Consider the following 15,687-nt stretch of genomic DNA (forward strand, 5'->3'; position numbering starts at 1 on the left):
TCCACGCTCGCTCGAGGTCCTTTCAATGACTCAAGAACCACTTGTTCGCGAAGCAGAGGTGGCCGCATTTCGCGACGCCGTCTTGACCAAACTCACCTACGCGGTGGGCAAAGACCCGGATCACGCCTTCGACCACGACTGGTTCGAAGCCATTGCCCTGGCGGCGCGCGATCACATGGTCGAGCACTGGATGGATCACACCCGGCAGATTTACCGCAAAGGTCAAAAGCGGGTTTATTACCTTTCCCTCGAATTCCTGATCGGCCGTCTGCTCTACGACAGCCTGAGCAACCTTGGCCTGCTGGACGTCGCCCGCGAGGCCATGACTGAACTCGGCGTCGACCTTGAGCGCATCCGCCTGCTGGAGCCCGACGCAGCGTTGGGCAACGGCGGCCTCGGTCGTCTGGCCGCGTGCTTCATGGAAAGCATGTCGACCCTCGGCATTGCCGGCCACGGTTATGGCATTCGTTACGAACACGGTTTGTTCCGCCAGGCCATCGTCGACGGCTGGCAACAGGAACAGACCGAGCACTGGCTGGATTTCGGTAATCCTTGGGAGTTCGAGCGGCCAGAGGTCGTTTACCCGATCGGTTTCGGCGGCAGTGTCGAAACCGTCACCGACGAAGCCGGCAAGTCCAAGCAAGTCTGGACGCCAGCGGAAACCGTTCGCGCGATTGCGTATGACACGCCGGTCGTCGGCTGGCGCGGAGCGAGCGTCAACACGTTGCGCCTGTGGCGCGCCCGGGCCATGGAAGATTTGCACCTGGAACGCTTCAACGCCGGCGACCACTTGGGCGCCGTGGCAGAAGTCGCCCGGGCCGAAAGCATTTCCCGGGTGCTCTACCCGGCGGACAGCACGGAAGCCGGCCAGGAACTGCGCCTGCGTCAGGAGTATTTCTTCGTCGCCGCGTCCTTGCAGGACTTGCTGCGCCGCCATCGCAACATGCACACCTCGGTCCTGACCCTGGGCGATCATGCCGCGATCCAGCTCAACGACACGCACCCCTCGATTGCCGTGGCCGAACTGATGCGGCAACTGGTCGATGTCTATGACGTCGCGTGGGATGCGGCATGGCAGGTCACCGTCGACACGCTGTCCTACACCAACCACACGCTGCTGCCGGAAGCGCTGGAAACCTGGCCGGTCGGTTTGATGGAGCGGATGCTGCCACGGCACATGCAGATCATTTATTTGATCAACGCCCAGCACATCGATTCGCTGCGGGCCAAGGGTATCCATGACTTCGAGGTCTTGCGCGCGGTGTCGCTGATCGAAGAAGACAACGGCCGCCGTGTGCGCATGGGCAACCTGGCGTTCCTTGGCTCCCACAGCGTCAACGGCGTGTCCGGGCTGCACACGCAGCTGATGCGCAAAACGGTATTTTCCGAACTGCACAAGCTCTACCCGGACCGGATCAACAACAAGACCAACGGCATCACCTTCCGCCGCTGGCTTTACCAGGCCAACCCTGAGCTGACCTCGATGATGGTCGACGCCCTCGGCCCGGATCTGCTGGACAACGCCGAAGAGCGTCTGCTCGGCCTGGAACCCTTCGCCGAGAAAGCCGCGTTCCGCAAGGCCTTCGCCGAGCAGCGCCTGCACAGCAAGAAAGCCCTGGCGTACATCATTCATGAGCGACTTGGCGTTGCGGTCAACCCGGCCGCGATGTTCGACGTGCAAGTCAAACGGATCCACGAATACAAACGTCAGTTGCTGAACCTTTTGCACACCGTCGCGCTGTATCAGGCGATTCGCGCCGAACCGGAAGTCGATTGGGTGCCCCGGGTGAAGATCTTCGCCGGCAAGGCGGCGGCCAGTTATCACCAGGCCAAGCTGATCATCAAATTGACCAACGACATCGCCCGGGTGGTGAACAACGACCCGACCGTGCGCGGTTTGCTCAAAGTGGTGTTCTTGCCCAACTACAACGTCAGTCTGGCGGAAAGCATCATTCCGGCCGCGGATTTGTCGGAGCAGATTTCCACCGCAGGCTTCGAGGCATCGGGCACCAGCAACATGAAGTTCGGCCTCAACGGCGCGCTGACCATCGGCACCCTGGACGGGGCGAACGTGGAAATGTGCGAACGCATCGGCGTTGAACACATGTTCATCTTCGGCCTCAGCGCCCAGCAGGTTGAAGCGCGCAAGCAGAACCATGAGTTCAACGCGACGCCGGATATTGCGGCCTCCCATCGGCTCAATGATGTGCTGCAAGCGATACGCGGCGGGGTGTTCTCGCCGGATGATCCTTCCCGTTACACAGGATTGATCGATTCGCTGATCGACTACGATCGCTTCCTGGTCTGCGCCGATTTCGACTCTTACTGGGAAGCGCAGATGCGGGTAGAAGCCCATTGGCACGATTCGAAGGAATGGTGGCGTTCGGCGGTGTTGAACACCTCCAGGATGGGCTGGTTCTCGTCCGACCGGACCATTCGCGAGTACGCCACGGATATCTGGAAAGCTTTGGAGTAACTTTTAGCAATAATTGCGAGCAAGGCCCGACGGTTGTTGGGCCTGATCGATATACTAAGCGCCGGTTACACCGGGCGGTATGCATCGCGATCCATTGTGGGAGCGAGCCTGCTCGCGAAAGCGGACTGACATTCAACATCAATGCTGAATGTCAGGCCTCATCGCGAGCAGGCTCGCTCCCACAGGTTTGTGTGGTTTCACACTAAACTCAGCCAGATGCCGCTTTACCCGGATTCGCCCCGCAGCGGGGCCGCTTAGGGATATTGACCATGCAATGGATGTTCATGCTGATTGGGCTGGTGCTGGGCTGGGTACTCGACGAGTCGTTCAGCGATGCGCTGCTGGGCGCGCTGCTCGGGCTGGGTATTGGCCAGGCCATTCGCATTGGCCGCCTGAGTTCTCAGGCTGCCGAGCAACGCAAGCTACTCGATCAGGCTCAGATTGCGCTGAATGCAGTGCAGCAACGGTTGTCACTGCTGGAAGTGTCAGGCGTCAAGACGCCGGAAACCCACGAGCCCGAGCCGGCTCCTGAATTTACGCTCGACGAAATCCCTGTCGAAGCCCCGGAGCTGATCTGGGAGCTCCCCCCCGAACTCGAACCGATCACCGTGGTCGCCGCTGAAGCGAGCCGTCCAGTGCCCGTCGATGCCTGGAAACCCCAGCCGGTCGCCCGCGAGCCGCAACAACCCGCCATCCCGCGTGGCCCGAACTTCATCGATCGCGCCATCAGTGGCGCCCGCAACTGGCTGTTCGGCGGCAACACGGTGCTGCGGGTCGGTGTGGTGCTGTTGTTTCTCGGCCTGGCCTTCCTGTTGCGTTACGCCACCGAAGGCATGGTGGTGCCGATCGAGTTGCGTTATGCCGGTGTTGTGGCGGCGGCATTGGGGCTTCTGGGGCTGGGCTGGTGGCTTAGAACGCGCAACAACCATTACGCGTTGATGCTGCAAGGCACCGGGATCGCGGTGTTGTACCTGACCGTGTTTGCTGCGATGCGCCTGCATCCGCTGCTCGATCCTACGGCGGCGTTGGGTCTGCTGGTCGCGGTGACGGTGTTCTCGGCGATTCTCGCCATCACCCAGGATGCCTTGGGCCTGGCTGCCGCTGCGGCACTCGGGGGTTTTGCGGCGCCGATCCTGACCTCCACCGGTGCCGGCAATCATGTCGCGCTGTTCAGCTACTTCGCCTTGCTCAACGCCGGCATCCTCGCCATCGCCTGGTTCAAGGCCTGGCGGCTGCTCAACCTGATCGGCTTCGTCGGCACATTCGGCATCGGTTTCGCCTGGGGCCTGCGTTCCTACACGCCGGAATTGTTGTGGAGCACTGAGCCGTTCCTGATTGTGTTCTTCCTGATGTACCTGGCCATCGGTCTGCTGTTCGCCCGGCGCAAGTTGCTGGAAATGAGCGATGCGCCAGAGGACGACAGCCGTGAAGCGCTGCTGCACTGGTCGGCGCGCAAGGGCGATTACGTCGACGGCACGATGCTGTTCGGTCCTCCGTTGGTGGGCTTCGGCTTGCAGTTCGCGTTGGTCCATCACCTGGAGTTCGCCGCAGCCTTCAGCGCGTTGGCGTTGGGCATGATTTACATGGGCCTGGCGCGGCTGCTGATGGGCGGACGCGCGTTGCTGCTGGCGGAAACCTGCCTGGCGCTGGGGGTGATCTTCGCCAGCCTGGCGATTCCCTTGGGGCTCGATGCGCGCTGGACCGCTGCTGCCTGGGCCGTCGAAGGCGCCGGCATCTTCTGGCTGGGCCTGCGTCAGCAACGACCGCTGGCCCGAGCCTTTGCCTTGCTGCTGCAACTGGGCTCGGCCCTGGCCTTCCTCAGTGAATTGCGAATCGGCGAAAGTAGTCTGCTCGACGGTGCGCCGCTCGGTGCATTGATGCTCGGCGTAGCGTTGTTGTTCAGCTTCTACCAGTTGCGCAAAGCCTTGCCCGAGCAGGCGTCGGACTGGGAGCGTAAAGGGCTGCCGGTATTGGCCTGCCTCGGTTTGACCTTTCTTTATCTGCTGGCGCCGTTGTTTTTCTTCACTCACGGCACGGCGATCAGTTGGGCACTGGCGGGGTTGGCGACGTTGTTCGTTGGCTTGCGTCTGCAATCGCGCACCTTCCTGTTCACCGCATTCGCCGTGCAGTTGCTCGGCGGTGCGTTGTTCCTGCTGCGGCTGCAAGGTTCGAGCGGTGAGTCCGGCGCTGTATTCAACGCGGGTTGGAGCGGTTTGTTGAGTGCGTCGTTGATCGGCCTGGCGCTGATCGCTGGCATGTTGCTGGCGGCGCGCGATGAGATGGTCCGAAGCGACGTGCGCTTGCTGCGCGGCTTGTCGGTGGTGCTGCTGGCCGGTCTGGTGTTGATCAATCTGGCGGTGCTGTTCGTCCTGCCTTGGCAAACAGCGAGTGCGGTATGGGCGGCCAGCGGTTTGTTCATCATCTGGCTCAGCCTGTACCTCAAACAGCGCGTGAGTTTTGTCTTCGGTTTGCTGTTGCAAGTGATCGGTGGCGCGGCGTTCCTGCTGGCCGGGCCGGATTTGCTTGGACCGCTGGCGAGCGAAGGATTGAAACCTCTGGCTCATAGCGGTTTCTGGACGCCGCTGGTGTTGGGTTTGGCTGCGATGGTGGGCGCCTGGCGCTTGCAGCTCGGCGACCATGCTTCGGCCTTCGATGTGCTGAGCTTGCAGCGCTTGTCCGAAGTGCTGCTGGTGTGGGGCGCGGCTTGGTGGGCGCTGGCGTGGGTCAGCGAGGTGCTGCGCTTCGCACCTTTGAACCTGCAAGCGACGTTGTTGCTGGTGGTTGCGGCAGCGAGTGTGGCTCTGTGGACAGTCTTGGCGTTGCGTTTGAAATGGTCGTCGCTGGGCTTGCTCTGCACCTTGCTGATGCTTGCGTCCGGTTTGGTGTTGCTGGCTGCGTGGCACTCGCGTTATCACCCAGCGGCCAATGTTGGTTGGCTGGTATGGGCGGCCGTGTTCGTCGTGCACTTCATCTCCCTGCGGCGTCTGGCGCCGATGTTGCCGGCGCGCGCGCTCAGTACCGCGCACGTACTCGGCTGCTGGCTGTTGATCGGTGTGTTGGCCCTGGAGCTGCGTTACGGCCTGTTGCTGTTGTCCGAGCAGTACAACGCCTGGCGCTGGTTGGGTTGGGCGATCCTGCCGAGCCTGTATCTGGTACTGATGGCCGCACCCCGTGCCTGGCCATGGCCGGTGTCGGCTTATTCGCGCGAATACCGCGTGTACGCGGCAGCACCGTTGACGTTGCTGATGCTCGGCTGGTTTTGGCTGGCGAACATCGTTAGCGATGGCACCGCCGAGCCGTTGCCTTACGTGCCGCTGATCAACCCGCTGGAGTTGGGTCTGCTGTTTGCGCTGTTCGGCGTCTACGTATGGTCCCGCAGCGCCATGACACAACTGGCGATCCGCAAGGACTATGCCGAACACGCCACGCAACTGATCGCTGGCGCCTCGCTGTTTGTGTTCTTCACGGCGCTGGTAATGCGCACGGCTCACCATTGGGGCGGCGTGCCGTTCGAGTTGGATCTATTGCTCGAATCCATGCTGGTGCAGGCCGGCCTGTCCATCGTCTGGACCTTGATGGCCCTGAGTCTGATGATCGGCGGTCATTTGCGTCATCGCCGCGAAGTCTGGCTGATTGGTGCGGCGCTGATTGGTGTGGTGGTGGCCAAACTGTTCTTTGTCGAATTGAGTAACCGCGGCGGACTCGCCCGGATCGTCTCGTTTATCGGCGTTGGCGTATTGCTGTTGGTGGTGGGCTATTTCGCCCCGTTGCCGCCCAAGCGCTTTGATGCTGAGCCGGAGGCTGAAAAACCGGCCCCGCAAACCGAAGGAGTGTCGTCTTGAGTCAGAAGCTGAACCGGGTCTGGTTGGGCGCTGTTGCCCTGGGTGTGGCGTTGTCGGCCAGTGCCCAGGAAAAACTGGCGGACTTCGCCACGCAGGTGCCGTTGTCGGTCAGCGGTGAAGGTCCGTGGTATCGCCTCGAATTGCCGTTGAGCGTGCAATTGAATGCGCGGCAAACCGATCTCAGCGATGTGCGCGTGTTCAATGCCGCCGGTGAGGCCCAGGCGTATTCCTTGGCGCGTGCGCCGGCGCAGACCAGCGACAACCGTACCCTGACGGATGTGAAATGGTTCCCGCTATACAACTCGGCGGACTCCACTGAGCGTGCACCGAGCGTGCGGGTGCAATCGAGCGCCAACGGCACGCTGGTCGAAGTGCAGCCATCCAGTCAACTGGAGGCGGGCGAAGAAGTGCTGCGCGGCTGGTTGCTCGACGCCAGCAGCATCAAAGCACCGTTGCAACAGTTGATCCTCGACTGGACCAGCGAACGCGATGGCTTCCAGCGTTTCACCATCGAAGCGAGCGACGACCTGCAGCACTGGCAATCGTGGGGTGAAGGTCAGGTGGCGCGCCTGACGTTTGCCGACGAACAGGTCGAGCAGCATGAAGTCGCGCTGCCGGGTCAATCGGCCCGTTATCTGCGCTTGCTGTGGAACACGCCGCAATCGGCCCCGACATTGACCTCGGCGCAACTGCAAAGCGCCAAGACCCGCAGCCTGCCGCTACCGCTTGTCTGGTCGCAGCCGCTGGCCGGCAGCAGCGTCAAGGCGGGTGAATACACCTGGCAATTACCGATGGGACTGAATGTCGAGCGCTTGCAGGTCGAATTGAGTCAGCCCAACAGTTTGGCGCCCGTGACCTTGTCCGGTCGTCGGGAAAGCAGCCTGCCGTGGCAGCCGTTGAGCAGCGGTTTGCTGTACCGCCTGACCCAGAATGGCCAGGATGTGGTGCAGAACGAATTGCAGCTGCCGGGGCAAACCGTACAGCAGTTGAAGCTGACGGTGGACGAGCGCGGCGGCGGTCTGGGTGCCGAGGCCCCAACGGTGCGATTCGCCGTGCGCTCCATTCATCTGGTGTTCCTGGCGCGCGGGGCAGGGCCTTATACGCTCGCGCTGGGAAGTGCCACGGTGAAGGCGGCGAGCCTGCCGCTGTCGACGTTGATTCCGGATTACAGCGCTGCAAAGTTGGCGACGTTGGGCAAGGCTACGGTGGACGGCGGGCTGGTGGCCACGCCGGCATCGACCGTGACAACGACGGCGACGACGGACACCAACTGGAAGAAGTTCGGGCTGTGGGCGGTGTTGTTGCTCAGTGTTTTGTTTCTGGGCGCGATGGCGTTCAGTCTGTTGCGCAAGCCGCCGGTCAAGCCTTGAAGGCGGGTGCTGCGCACCCAATCGCGAGCAGGCTCGCTCCCACAGTGGAATGCGGACCCTGTGGGAGCGAGCCTGCTCGCGAAGACGGTTTATCGGTCGGAAAAGAACCTGGATTCCAACTACGCTAAACCGGGCGCATGAACTCTATTGGGTGTAACACGTCTGATAGGAGGAAATGCGCCCTGACTCGCGTTAAACTGCGCGGGTTTTTAGCCCCCCATTCCACCGGAGCCTTCCATGTCCCGCGTTACCCTGAGTCGCTATTTGATTGAGCAGACCCGTAGCAATAACACCCCTGCCGATCTGCGTTTCCTGATCGAAGTGGTGGCGCGTGCTTGCAAAGAGATCAACCACGCCGTGTCCAAAGGCGCCCTCGGCGGTGTTCTGGGCAGCATGGGCACTGAAAACGTCCAAGGTGAAGTGCAGAAGAAACTCGACGTGATCTCCAACGAGATCCTGCTCGAAGCCAACGAATGGGGCGGTCACCTGGCCGGCATGGCGTCCGAAGAAATGGACAACGCCTACCAGATTCCGGGCAAATACCCGAAAGGCGCGTACTTGCTGGTTTTCGACCCACTGGACGGCTCGTCGAACATCGATATCAACGCACCGGTCGGTACGATCTTCTCGGTGCTGCGTTGCCCGAACGAATACCTGAGCCAAAACGAGCCCTTGAATGAAAAGGCTTTCCTGCAGCCAGGCACTGAGCAAGTGGCTGCCGGTTACGCGATCTACGGTCCACAGACCATGTTGATCCTGACCTTGGGCGACGGCGTAAAAGGCTTCACCCTGGACCGCGAAATGGGCAGCTTCGTGCTGACTCATGAAGACATCAAGATCCCGGAGTCCACTCAGGAATTCGCGATCAACGCCTCCAACCAGCGTCACTGGGAAGCGCCGGTACAACGCTACGTCAGCGAATTGCTGGCGGGCGAAGAAGGCCCGTTGAAAAAGAACTACAACATGCGTTGGGTCGCCGCGATGGTCGCGGACGTGCACCGCATCCTGACCCGTGGTGGCTTGTTCATGTACCCACGCGACAGCCGCGAGCCATCCAAGCCGGGCAAACTGCGTCTGATGTACGAAGCCAACCCGATGTCGTTCCTGGTTGAACAGGCTGGCGGCGCTTCCACCGATGGCCATCAGCGCATCCTCGACATCAAGCCTGACGGCTTGCACCAGCGTGTCGCCGTGTTCCTCGGCTCGAAAGAAGAAGTCGAGCGCGTCACGGCTTACCACAAGGAATAAACATGACCGCGCCCTGGCAGCCGTTGCTCGAATGGTGGTTTGGATCTTTCGAATCACCCAACGAAATAGCGGCTGAGAAGGGCAAGTTATGGTTTGGCAAGCGTGACAGCCAGGACCTCGAAGCGCGCACGCGTTTCGGGGACCAAGTCGAGCAGGCACTGGCCGGCGGATTGACCGAATGGGCGCAATGCCCCGAAGGTTGGCTGGCCCTGGTGCTGTTGCTCGATCAACTGCCGCGCATGATCTATCGCGACACTCCCAAATCCTTTTCAGGCGATCTCAGGGCTCAGGCACTGGTGGCGCAAGGCATTGCTGCGGATTTCGATCGGCAGTTGCGGCCGATCCAGCGAGTGTTCATCTACCTGGTGTTCGAGCATTGCGAGAATCTGGCGGTGCAGAACGAAGCGGTTTCGCGGTTTATCGATCTGGTTGAACAGCAACCCGAGGCGGATCGGGCGGTGTTTGCGGACAACCTGGATTATGCCGAGCGGCATCAGAAGATCATTGCGCGTTTTGGACGGTTTCCGCATCGCAATGCGGTGTTGGGCCGGGAATCTACGGCTGAGGAGTTGGCGTTTCTTTCGGGGCCTGGTTCTCGCTTTTAGTTTTCTGCTGTAGCTGATGCCGCTATCGCCAGCAGGCTGGCTCCCACATTGATCGTTCCCACGCTCCGCGTGGGAATGCAGCCCGGGCCGCTCCGCGTCCCTTCCAGAGCCGAACGCAGAGCGTCCGTTGAGGCATTCCCACGCAGAGCGTGGGAACGATCAGTGACTGGCAGTTAAATCCTGAAACTACCCACCAACTGCTTCAACCGCGCCGCCTGCTGTTCAAGGTCTGAACACGCACGCAACGTCGACTGCAAATTCTCCACGCCTTCCTGGTTCAGCGTGTTGATCTCGGTAATGTCGACGTTGATCGACTCCACCACCGCCGTCTGCTCTTCTGTCGCAGTGGCCACCGACTGGTTCATCCCGTCGATCTCACCGATGCGCTGGGTCACGCTACCCAGACGTTCGCCCGCTTGATTGGCGATGCCGACGCTGCTTTCGCTCTGGCGCTGGCTGTCGGTCATGGTGATCACGGCCTCCCGGGCGCCGACTTGCAGTTCCTCGATCATCTTCTGCACTTGCTGCGCCGAATCCTGGGTTCGGTGCGCGAGGTTGCGCACCTCGTCCGCGACCACGGCAAAACCGCGACCGGCTTCACCGGCCCGGGCCGCTTCGATGGCGGCGTTGAGTGCCAGCAGGTTGGTTTGCTGGGAGATGCTGGTGATCACTTCCAGAATCTGCCCGATGTTCACGGTATTGCTGTTGAGCGTTTCGATGTTGCCGCACGAATCGCTGATCTTCGCCGAGAGCTGCTGCATCGCCGCGATGGTTTTATCCACGACTTGCTGACCGTCCTCGGCCAATGCGCGAGCATCGCTCGAATGCTGAGAGGCGAGGGCGGCGTTCTGGGCGATTTCCTGGGCGGCAGCACCCAGTTCGTTGATGGCGGCGGCTACGCTGCTGGTGCGCGAGGCTTGCTGGTCGGAGTTGAACATCGACGAATTCGACGCCGCCACCACACGCAAGGCGACTTCGTTGACCTGGCCGGTGGCCGAGGACACTTCGCGAATCGACGTATGAATCCGCTCCACAAAACGGTTGAACGAGGTGCCCAGCGCACCGAACTCGTCCTGGCCGTGGATGGTCAGGCGTTTGGTCAGGTCACCTTCGCCTTCGGCGATGTCATGCATGGCGCGGCCCATGGTCAGCAGTGGCTGCATCAGGAAGCTGATCAGCATGCCCAGCAACGCGATGATGATCACCACGGCAATGACCATGGCGATGATCGCCGAGGTGCGGAACTCGCTGAGCATCGAGAACGCGGTGTCCTGATCCAGCACCAGCGCCACGTACCAGTCTGCCGAGGGCACACCGTTGACGTGGGTAAAGGAGATGAATTGGGTCTTGCCGTCGATCTCGACTTCTTTCATGCCCGGGCTGACTTTCGGCGCACCGTTCGGGTAGGCGTCGGCCAGGCTCTTGAGCACCAGTTTGCTGTCTGGATGAATCAGGATCTTGCCGTCGGCGCTGACGATGAACGCATGGCCGTGGCCGCCGAAGTTCAGCGAGTTGATGATCGCGCTGACGCTGGACAGGTCGATGTCTGCGCCGGCGACGCCGATCATTTGATTCTGATGTTTCACCGGTGTGGCGACGGTGATCACCAGTTTGCCCGACGAAGCAGCGATATAAGGTTCGGTGACGATGGTCTGTTGCGCAGTGTTCGCCGCCTTGTACCAGCCACGGGCACGGGGATCGTAATCAGCGGCACGATTGCCGGCCGGGACCGAGAACATCACACCGTCAGTGCCACCGAAATAGCTCAGTTGAAAGTTAGTGGTGTAGGCCGGCAAGTCGATGGCGCGCTTGAGGCTGGCCGCAGCGCTACCGTCCACGGCGACCTGCTGGGACAGTGATTGCAGCAATTGAATGCGGCTTTCCAGCCAGGTCTGGATGTTGCTGGTGGTCAGGCTGCCGAGTTCCTGCATCGAGGATTCGGTACTGCTGCGCAGGGTTTGCCGCTGGCGGTAGTCGTTGAAAAGGATGAAACAAGCGAATGCAACGGCCACCACGAGGGCGGCAGCCAACAAGATCTTGTGGCTGAACTTCATGTTTCTGGTCATTAAATGAACTACCGCGGAGGGGCTGGTCAACAAAGGGGCGTCAATTTGCCACAGTCGTGGGCGTTGCGCTGCTTTTATGTCGACTGGCCGGCGCCAAAGATTAGGCGGTTTTTGCGAAAACCGACGAAATACCCGATAGCGAAAGTAAAGTTGCAGATTTTCCAAATAAGGCAGACGAACGGCCAAATAAATAGGCGGGAGGCCAGGGAACCAGATTGGGGTTTTCTCTTCTAAGCTTCAGCTTGGCAGCCATGCCATCCCCTTTGCCCCAGGAGCTACACCATGTCGCTGCGCTCTATTGCCCTGCTTTCGTTCTGCGTGTTGTTGGCCGCTTGCAGCAAGGTTAATCAGGAAAACTACTCGAAGCTGTCGTCAGGCATGCCCAAGGCCGAAGTAGAAAACTTGCTGGGCAAACCCGCCGATTGCTCCGGCGCGCTCGGCATGTCCAGTTGCACCTGGGGTGACAAGAACAGCTTTATCAGCGTGCAGTACGCCGGTGACAAAGTGCTGATGTTTTCCGGCCAAGGCCTGAAGTAAACCGGGGTTATACGCCCACGGGAGAAAAACAATGAAGCGGTTACTGATAGTCCTTTTAGCCGGCTTGTTTTTGGCCGGCTGCGCCACCTCTGGCGTAGATCCATTGGCACCGAAAACTGCCAATAGCGTCAATCTCAAGAAGTACCAAGGGACCTGGTACGAGTTGGCTCGTCTGCCGATGTATTTCCAGCGCAACTGCGCGCAATCCGAAGCCCATTACACGCTCAAGCCCGACGGCAAGGTATTGGTGCTCAATCGCTGCCTGACAGCGGACTGGCAATGGGAAGAGGCCAAAGGCGTGGCCTGGCCACAGGAACCGGGCAAGACCGACAAGCTGTGGGTCGAGTTCGATACCTGGTTTTCGCGGCTGATTCCGGGTGTGGCGAAGGGCGAGTACTGGGTGTTGTACGTCAGCGATGACTACAAGACCGCCATTGTTGGCGACCCGAGCCGCAAGTATCTGTGGCTGCTGTCACGGACCCCGACGGTCAATGGCGTGGTGCGTGAGGAACTGCTGAGCAAGGCGCGTCAGCAAGGTTACGACACCACACGGCTGATCTGGCGCGCGACAGATACGCAGATGGCCAAGACGTCGAACTGATCACTGCGCTACTGATCGTTCCCACGCTCCGCGTGGGAATGCCTCAATGGACGCTCTGCGTCTGCTGTTGGGACGCGGAGCGTCCCGGGCTGCATTCCCACGCAGAGCGTGGGAACGATCGGCGGGGGGGTTAACCCAACAAATCGCGCAGGACTTGGGTGAAGGCGCGGTTACTTTCTTCTTCGCCAGCATGCCGCCCATCGCGCACAACCCACTGGCCATTGACCAGCACATCCCGCACCTGGCGATCGCCACCGGCGAACAACCAACGATTGAGAATCCCGTCGCCGCTGGCCGTCGCCAGGTACGGATCGTTGCCGTCCAGCACCAGCCAATCCGCACGTTTGCCAACTTCGAGCGCACCAATCGGCTGACCCAGCGCCTGAGCGCCGCCATCCAGTGCCGCGTCGTACAGCGTGCGGCCAACCATCGGCTGATCCGCGCCATACAAACGGTTACGTCGTTGGTCGCGCAGACGCTGGCCGTATTCCAGCCAACGCAATTCTTCCACCACGCTCAATGACACATGGCTGTCGGAACCGATGCCCATGCGCCCGCCCTGAGCGAGGAAATCCACCGCCGGGAAAATCCCGTCGCCGAGGTTGGCTTCGGTCGTCAGGCACAAGCCGGCGATGGCGCGACTCTTGGCCATCAGCGTGACTTCTTCCGGGTTGGCGTGGGTGGCGTGAACCAGGCACCAGCGCTGATCGACTTCAGTGTTTTCGTACAGCCATTGCAGCGGACGGCGGCCGCTCCAGCTCAGGCAGTCATCGACTTCCTTCTGCTGTTCGGCAATGTGAATGTGTACCGGGCACTGCTTGTCGCTGGCCGCCAATACTTCGCTGATCTGCTGCGGTGTTACCGCGCGCAACGAGTGGAAACACAATCCCAGCGACTGCGCCGGTTGCTGCGCCAGGATCGGCTGCAAGCGCGACTGAAGCTTGAGGTAGTTTTCGGTGCTGTTGATAAAGCGGCGCTGGCCTTCGTTCGGGGCCTGCCCGCCGAAACCGGAATGGCTGTAGAGCACCGGCAGCAGCGTCAGGCCAATCCCGGCGGAGCTGGCGGCGTGGCTGATGCGCAGCGCCAGTTCGGCCGGGTCCGCGTAAGGCTGGCCGTTGGTGTCGTGGTGTACGTAATGAAATTCCGCGACCGAGGTGTAACCGGCCTTGAGCATTTCGATGTACAGCTGGCGGGCGATGACGCCGAGTTGATCCGGGCTGATTTTTCCGACGAGGCGATACATCAAGTCGCGCCAGGTCCAGAAACTGTCATTCGGATTACCCGCCACTTCCGCCAGCCCGGCCATGGCGCGCTGGAAGGCGTGGGAGTGTAGATTCGGCATACCCGGCAGCAGCGGACCGCTAAGCCGTTCGGCGCCATCTGCGTTGGAATCGGCCTGGATATGGGTCAACACGCCATCGGCGCTGACCTCAAGACGTACATTGTTGGCCCATCCACTAGGCAGCAGCGCGCGTTCGGCAAAGAAGGCGGACATGGTTCAGCACCCCATCGTGTGTTATTTGTATATACATATACAGACGTTTGCCTGCTCGGTAAACTCCGGCAAGCTAGCAACCTCTAACAGATGAACAAGGATTAACCGTGCCGACTCCCTCTGCCACATTGCCGCCGAATGCCAATCTGAGCGCCAATCTGGGCGACAGTCCGGCGCCCTTGTACGCCCGCGTCAAACAGATGATCACCCAGCAGATCGACAGTGGAAACTGGCCGCCGCACTACCGCGTTCCGTCGGAAAGCGAGCTGGTCAGCCAGCTGGGTTTCAGCCGTATGACCATCAACCGCGCCCTGCGCGAGATGACCGCCGATGGTCTGCTGGTGCGCATGCAGGGTGTCGGCACGTTCGTCGCCGAACCGAAAAGCCAGTCCGCGTTGTTTGAAGTCCACAACATCGCCGACGAAATCGCCTCCCGTGGCCATCGCCACACCTGCAAGGTCATCACCCTCGAGGAAGAGGCCGCCGGTTCCGAGCGCGCACTGGCCCTGGACATGCGTGAAGGGCAGAAAGTCTTTCACTCGCTGATCGTGCATTTCGAAAACGATATCCCGGTGCAAATCGAAGACCGTTTCGTCAACGCACTGGTGGCGCCGGAGTACCTCAAGCAAGACTTCACCCTGCAAACGCCTTACGCCTATCTGAACCAGGTCGCGCCGCTGACCGAAGGCGAGCATGTGGTCGAAGCGATTCTCGCCGAGCCGTCCGAATGCAAGTTGCTGCAGATTGAAAAGGGCGAGCCGTGCCTGCTGATTCGTCGCCGCACCTGGTCCGGCCGTCAGCCAGTGACCGCCGCCCGATTGATCCACCCTGGTTCCCGTCATCGTCTGGAAGGTCGGTTTCATAAATGAATCAAGTAAAGGTTCTACGCGCAAAAGATTACCCGCGCATGCCGTGGAAAAACGGCGGCGGCAGCACTGAAGAAATCACCCGTGATGGAGGTGCCGGCCTTGAGGGTTTCGGCTGGCGCCTGTCGATTGCCGACATCGGCGAGTCGGGCGGCTTCTCGACATTCGCCGGCTATGAGCGAGTGATCACCGTATTGCAAGGCGACGGCATGACCTTGCGGATTGATGGTCAGGACACTCGGCCATTGTTACCGCTGGACCCGTTTGCTTTCAGCGGCGAGAGCCAGGTTTCCTGCACATTGCTTGGTGGGCCGATCCGCGACTTCAACCTGATTTATGCACCGCAGCGTTATAGCGCACGGTTGCAGTGGCTGGACGGCGAGCAGCGGTTTTTCAGTTCGGCCGGCACCGTGCTTGTGTTCAGTGTCACCGATGAGCTTGAAGTGAAGGTCGGTAACAGCGACGCACAACTGGGTCGCCATGATTGCCTGCAACTCGTCGGTAATGTCGGACTGCTGGATATCTCCATCAAGGGCCAGTGCTGTGTGATCGAGCTGACTGCACGCTGATCCAATACCACC

Annotated in this window: 12 protein-coding genes; 9 read left to right on the forward strand and 3 right to left on the reverse strand. The window is 60.7% G+C overall.

Going from position 1 to position 15,687, the window contains the following annotated elements; all coding sequences use genetic code 11:
* Positions 1-25 precede the first annotated feature (25 nt).
* The 5 genes from BLW70_RS06910 to BLW70_RS06930 all read left to right on the forward strand — a co-directional run bounded on the left by BLW70_RS06910 (position 26) and on the right by BLW70_RS06930 (position 9,541).
* The gene (locus BLW70_RS06910; RefSeq protein ID WP_074872762.1) at positions 26-2,476 is read left to right on the forward strand and encodes a glycogen/starch/alpha-glucan phosphorylase; all 2,451 of its coding nucleotides are present in this window, start codon (positions 26-28) and stop codon (positions 2,474-2,476) included.
* A 269-nt stretch (positions 2,477-2,745) separates the two neighbouring features.
* Positions 2,746-6,318 (forward strand): DUF2339 domain-containing protein, encoded by a 3,573-nt coding sequence (locus tag BLW70_RS06915; RefSeq protein ID WP_074872765.1) that lies wholly within the window; start codon positions 2,746-2,748, stop codon positions 6,316-6,318.
* Entirely contained in the window at positions 6,315-7,688 is a 1,374-nt protein-coding gene (locus BLW70_RS06920) for a DUF3999 domain-containing protein (RefSeq protein ID WP_074872767.1), read from the forward strand. Before BLW70_RS06915 ends, BLW70_RS06920 begins: the two co-directional genes overlap by 4 nt.
* Before the next feature lie 237 nt (positions 7,689-7,925).
* Positions 7,926-8,936: a class 1 fructose-bisphosphatase gene (locus tag BLW70_RS06925; RefSeq protein ID WP_074872770.1), complete on the forward strand. Its 1,011-nt coding sequence runs from the start codon at positions 7,926-7,928 to the stop codon at positions 8,934-8,936.
* Positions 8,937-8,938: 2 nt separating this feature from the next.
* Positions 8,939-9,541, forward strand: coding sequence for a DUF924 family protein (locus tag BLW70_RS06930; protein ID WP_074872773.1), 603 nt, complete (start codon positions 8,939-8,941; stop codon positions 9,539-9,541).
* Between the two features lie 173 nt (positions 9,542-9,714).
* Here the strand turns inward: BLW70_RS06930 and BLW70_RS06935 are convergent, their stop codons facing one another.
* Positions 9,715-11,607 carry a methyl-accepting chemotaxis protein gene (locus tag BLW70_RS06935; RefSeq protein ID WP_158242618.1) on the reverse strand — a complete coding sequence of 631 codons (1,893 nt, stop codon included), beginning with the start codon at positions 11,605-11,607 and terminating at the stop codon, positions 9,715-9,717.
* Positions 11,608-11,707: 100 nt separating this feature from the next.
* Entirely contained in the window at positions 11,708-11,860 is a 153-nt protein-coding gene (locus BLW70_RS30665) for a hypothetical protein (RefSeq protein ID WP_159439158.1), read from the reverse strand.
* Between the two features lie 29 nt (positions 11,861-11,889).
* On the opposite strand from BLW70_RS30665, the gene BLW70_RS06940 reads away from it, so the two are divergent.
* Positions 11,890-12,144 (forward strand): hypothetical protein, encoded by a 255-nt coding sequence (locus BLW70_RS06940; protein WP_074872779.1) that lies wholly within the window; start codon positions 11,890-11,892, stop codon positions 12,142-12,144.
* Positions 12,145-12,175: 31 nt separating this feature from the next.
* Positions 12,176-12,745, forward strand: a complete 570-nt coding sequence (locus tag BLW70_RS06945; RefSeq protein ID WP_074872782.1) for a lipocalin family protein — start codon at positions 12,176-12,178, stop codon at positions 12,743-12,745.
* A gap of 130 nt (positions 12,746-12,875) precedes the next feature.
* Here the strand turns inward: BLW70_RS06945 and BLW70_RS06950 are convergent, their stop codons facing one another.
* Positions 12,876-14,240, reverse strand: coding sequence for a formimidoylglutamate deiminase (locus BLW70_RS06950; protein WP_074872786.1), 1,365 nt, complete (start codon positions 14,238-14,240; stop codon positions 12,876-12,878).
* A 200-nt stretch (positions 14,241-14,440) separates the two neighbouring features.
* On the opposite strand from BLW70_RS06950, the gene hutC reads away from it, so the two are divergent.
* Complete coding sequence (gene hutC, locus BLW70_RS06955) at positions 14,441-15,109, forward strand: histidine utilization repressor (RefSeq protein ID WP_232252242.1); 669 nt, start codon at positions 14,441-14,443, stop codon at positions 15,107-15,109.
* Positions 15,106-15,675, forward strand: coding sequence for a HutD/Ves family protein (locus BLW70_RS06960; protein ID WP_074872792.1), 570 nt, complete (start codon positions 15,106-15,108; stop codon positions 15,673-15,675). The genes hutC and BLW70_RS06960 overlap by 4 nt, the downstream gene beginning before the upstream one ends.
* Positions 15,676-15,687 lie beyond the last annotated feature (12 nt).

Origin of the sequence: Pseudomonas frederiksbergensis, assembly GCF_900105495.1 — a bacterium.
Classification (GTDB): domain Bacteria; phylum Pseudomonadota; class Gammaproteobacteria; order Pseudomonadales; family Pseudomonadaceae; genus Aquipseudomonas; species Aquipseudomonas frederiksbergensis.

What these genes read in the sequence shown, in the direction of transcription:
- BLW70_RS06960 (WP_074872792.1), top strand. Translation starts at nt 15,106, where the DNA reads ATGAATCAAGTAAAGGTTCTACGCGCAAAAGATTACCCGCGCATGCCG.
- BLW70_RS06930 (WP_074872773.1), top strand. Translation starts at nt 8,939, where the DNA reads ATGACCGCGCCCTGGCAGCCGTTGCTCGAATGGTGGTTTGGATCTTTC.
- BLW70_RS06945 (WP_074872782.1), top strand. Translation starts at nt 12,176, where the DNA reads ATGAAGCGGTTACTGATAGTCCTTTTAGCCGGCTTGTTTTTGGCCGGC.
- hutC (WP_232252242.1), top strand. Translation starts at nt 14,441, where the DNA reads ATGATCACCCAGCAGATCGACAGTGGAAACTGGCCGCCGCACTACCGC.
- BLW70_RS30665 (WP_159439158.1), bottom strand. Translation starts at nt 11,860, where the DNA reads ATGGCTGCCAAGCTGAAGCTTAGAAGAGAAAACCCCAATCTGGTTCCC.
- BLW70_RS06910 (WP_074872762.1), top strand. Translation starts at nt 26, where the DNA reads ATGACTCAAGAACCACTTGTTCGCGAAGCAGAGGTGGCCGCATTTCGC.
- BLW70_RS06940 (WP_074872779.1), top strand. Translation starts at nt 11,890, where the DNA reads ATGTCGCTGCGCTCTATTGCCCTGCTTTCGTTCTGCGTGTTGTTGGCC.
- BLW70_RS06935 (WP_158242618.1), bottom strand. Translation starts at nt 11,607, where the DNA reads ATGACCAGAAACATGAAGTTCAGCCACAAGATCTTGTTGGCTGCCGCC.
- BLW70_RS06950 (WP_074872786.1), bottom strand. Translation starts at nt 14,240, where the DNA reads ATGTCCGCCTTCTTTGCCGAACGCGCGCTGCTGCCTAGTGGATGGGCC.
- BLW70_RS06925 (WP_074872770.1), top strand. Translation starts at nt 7,926, where the DNA reads ATGTCCCGCGTTACCCTGAGTCGCTATTTGATTGAGCAGACCCGTAGC.
- BLW70_RS06915 (WP_074872765.1), top strand. Translation starts at nt 2,746, where the DNA reads ATGCAATGGATGTTCATGCTGATTGGGCTGGTGCTGGGCTGGGTACTC.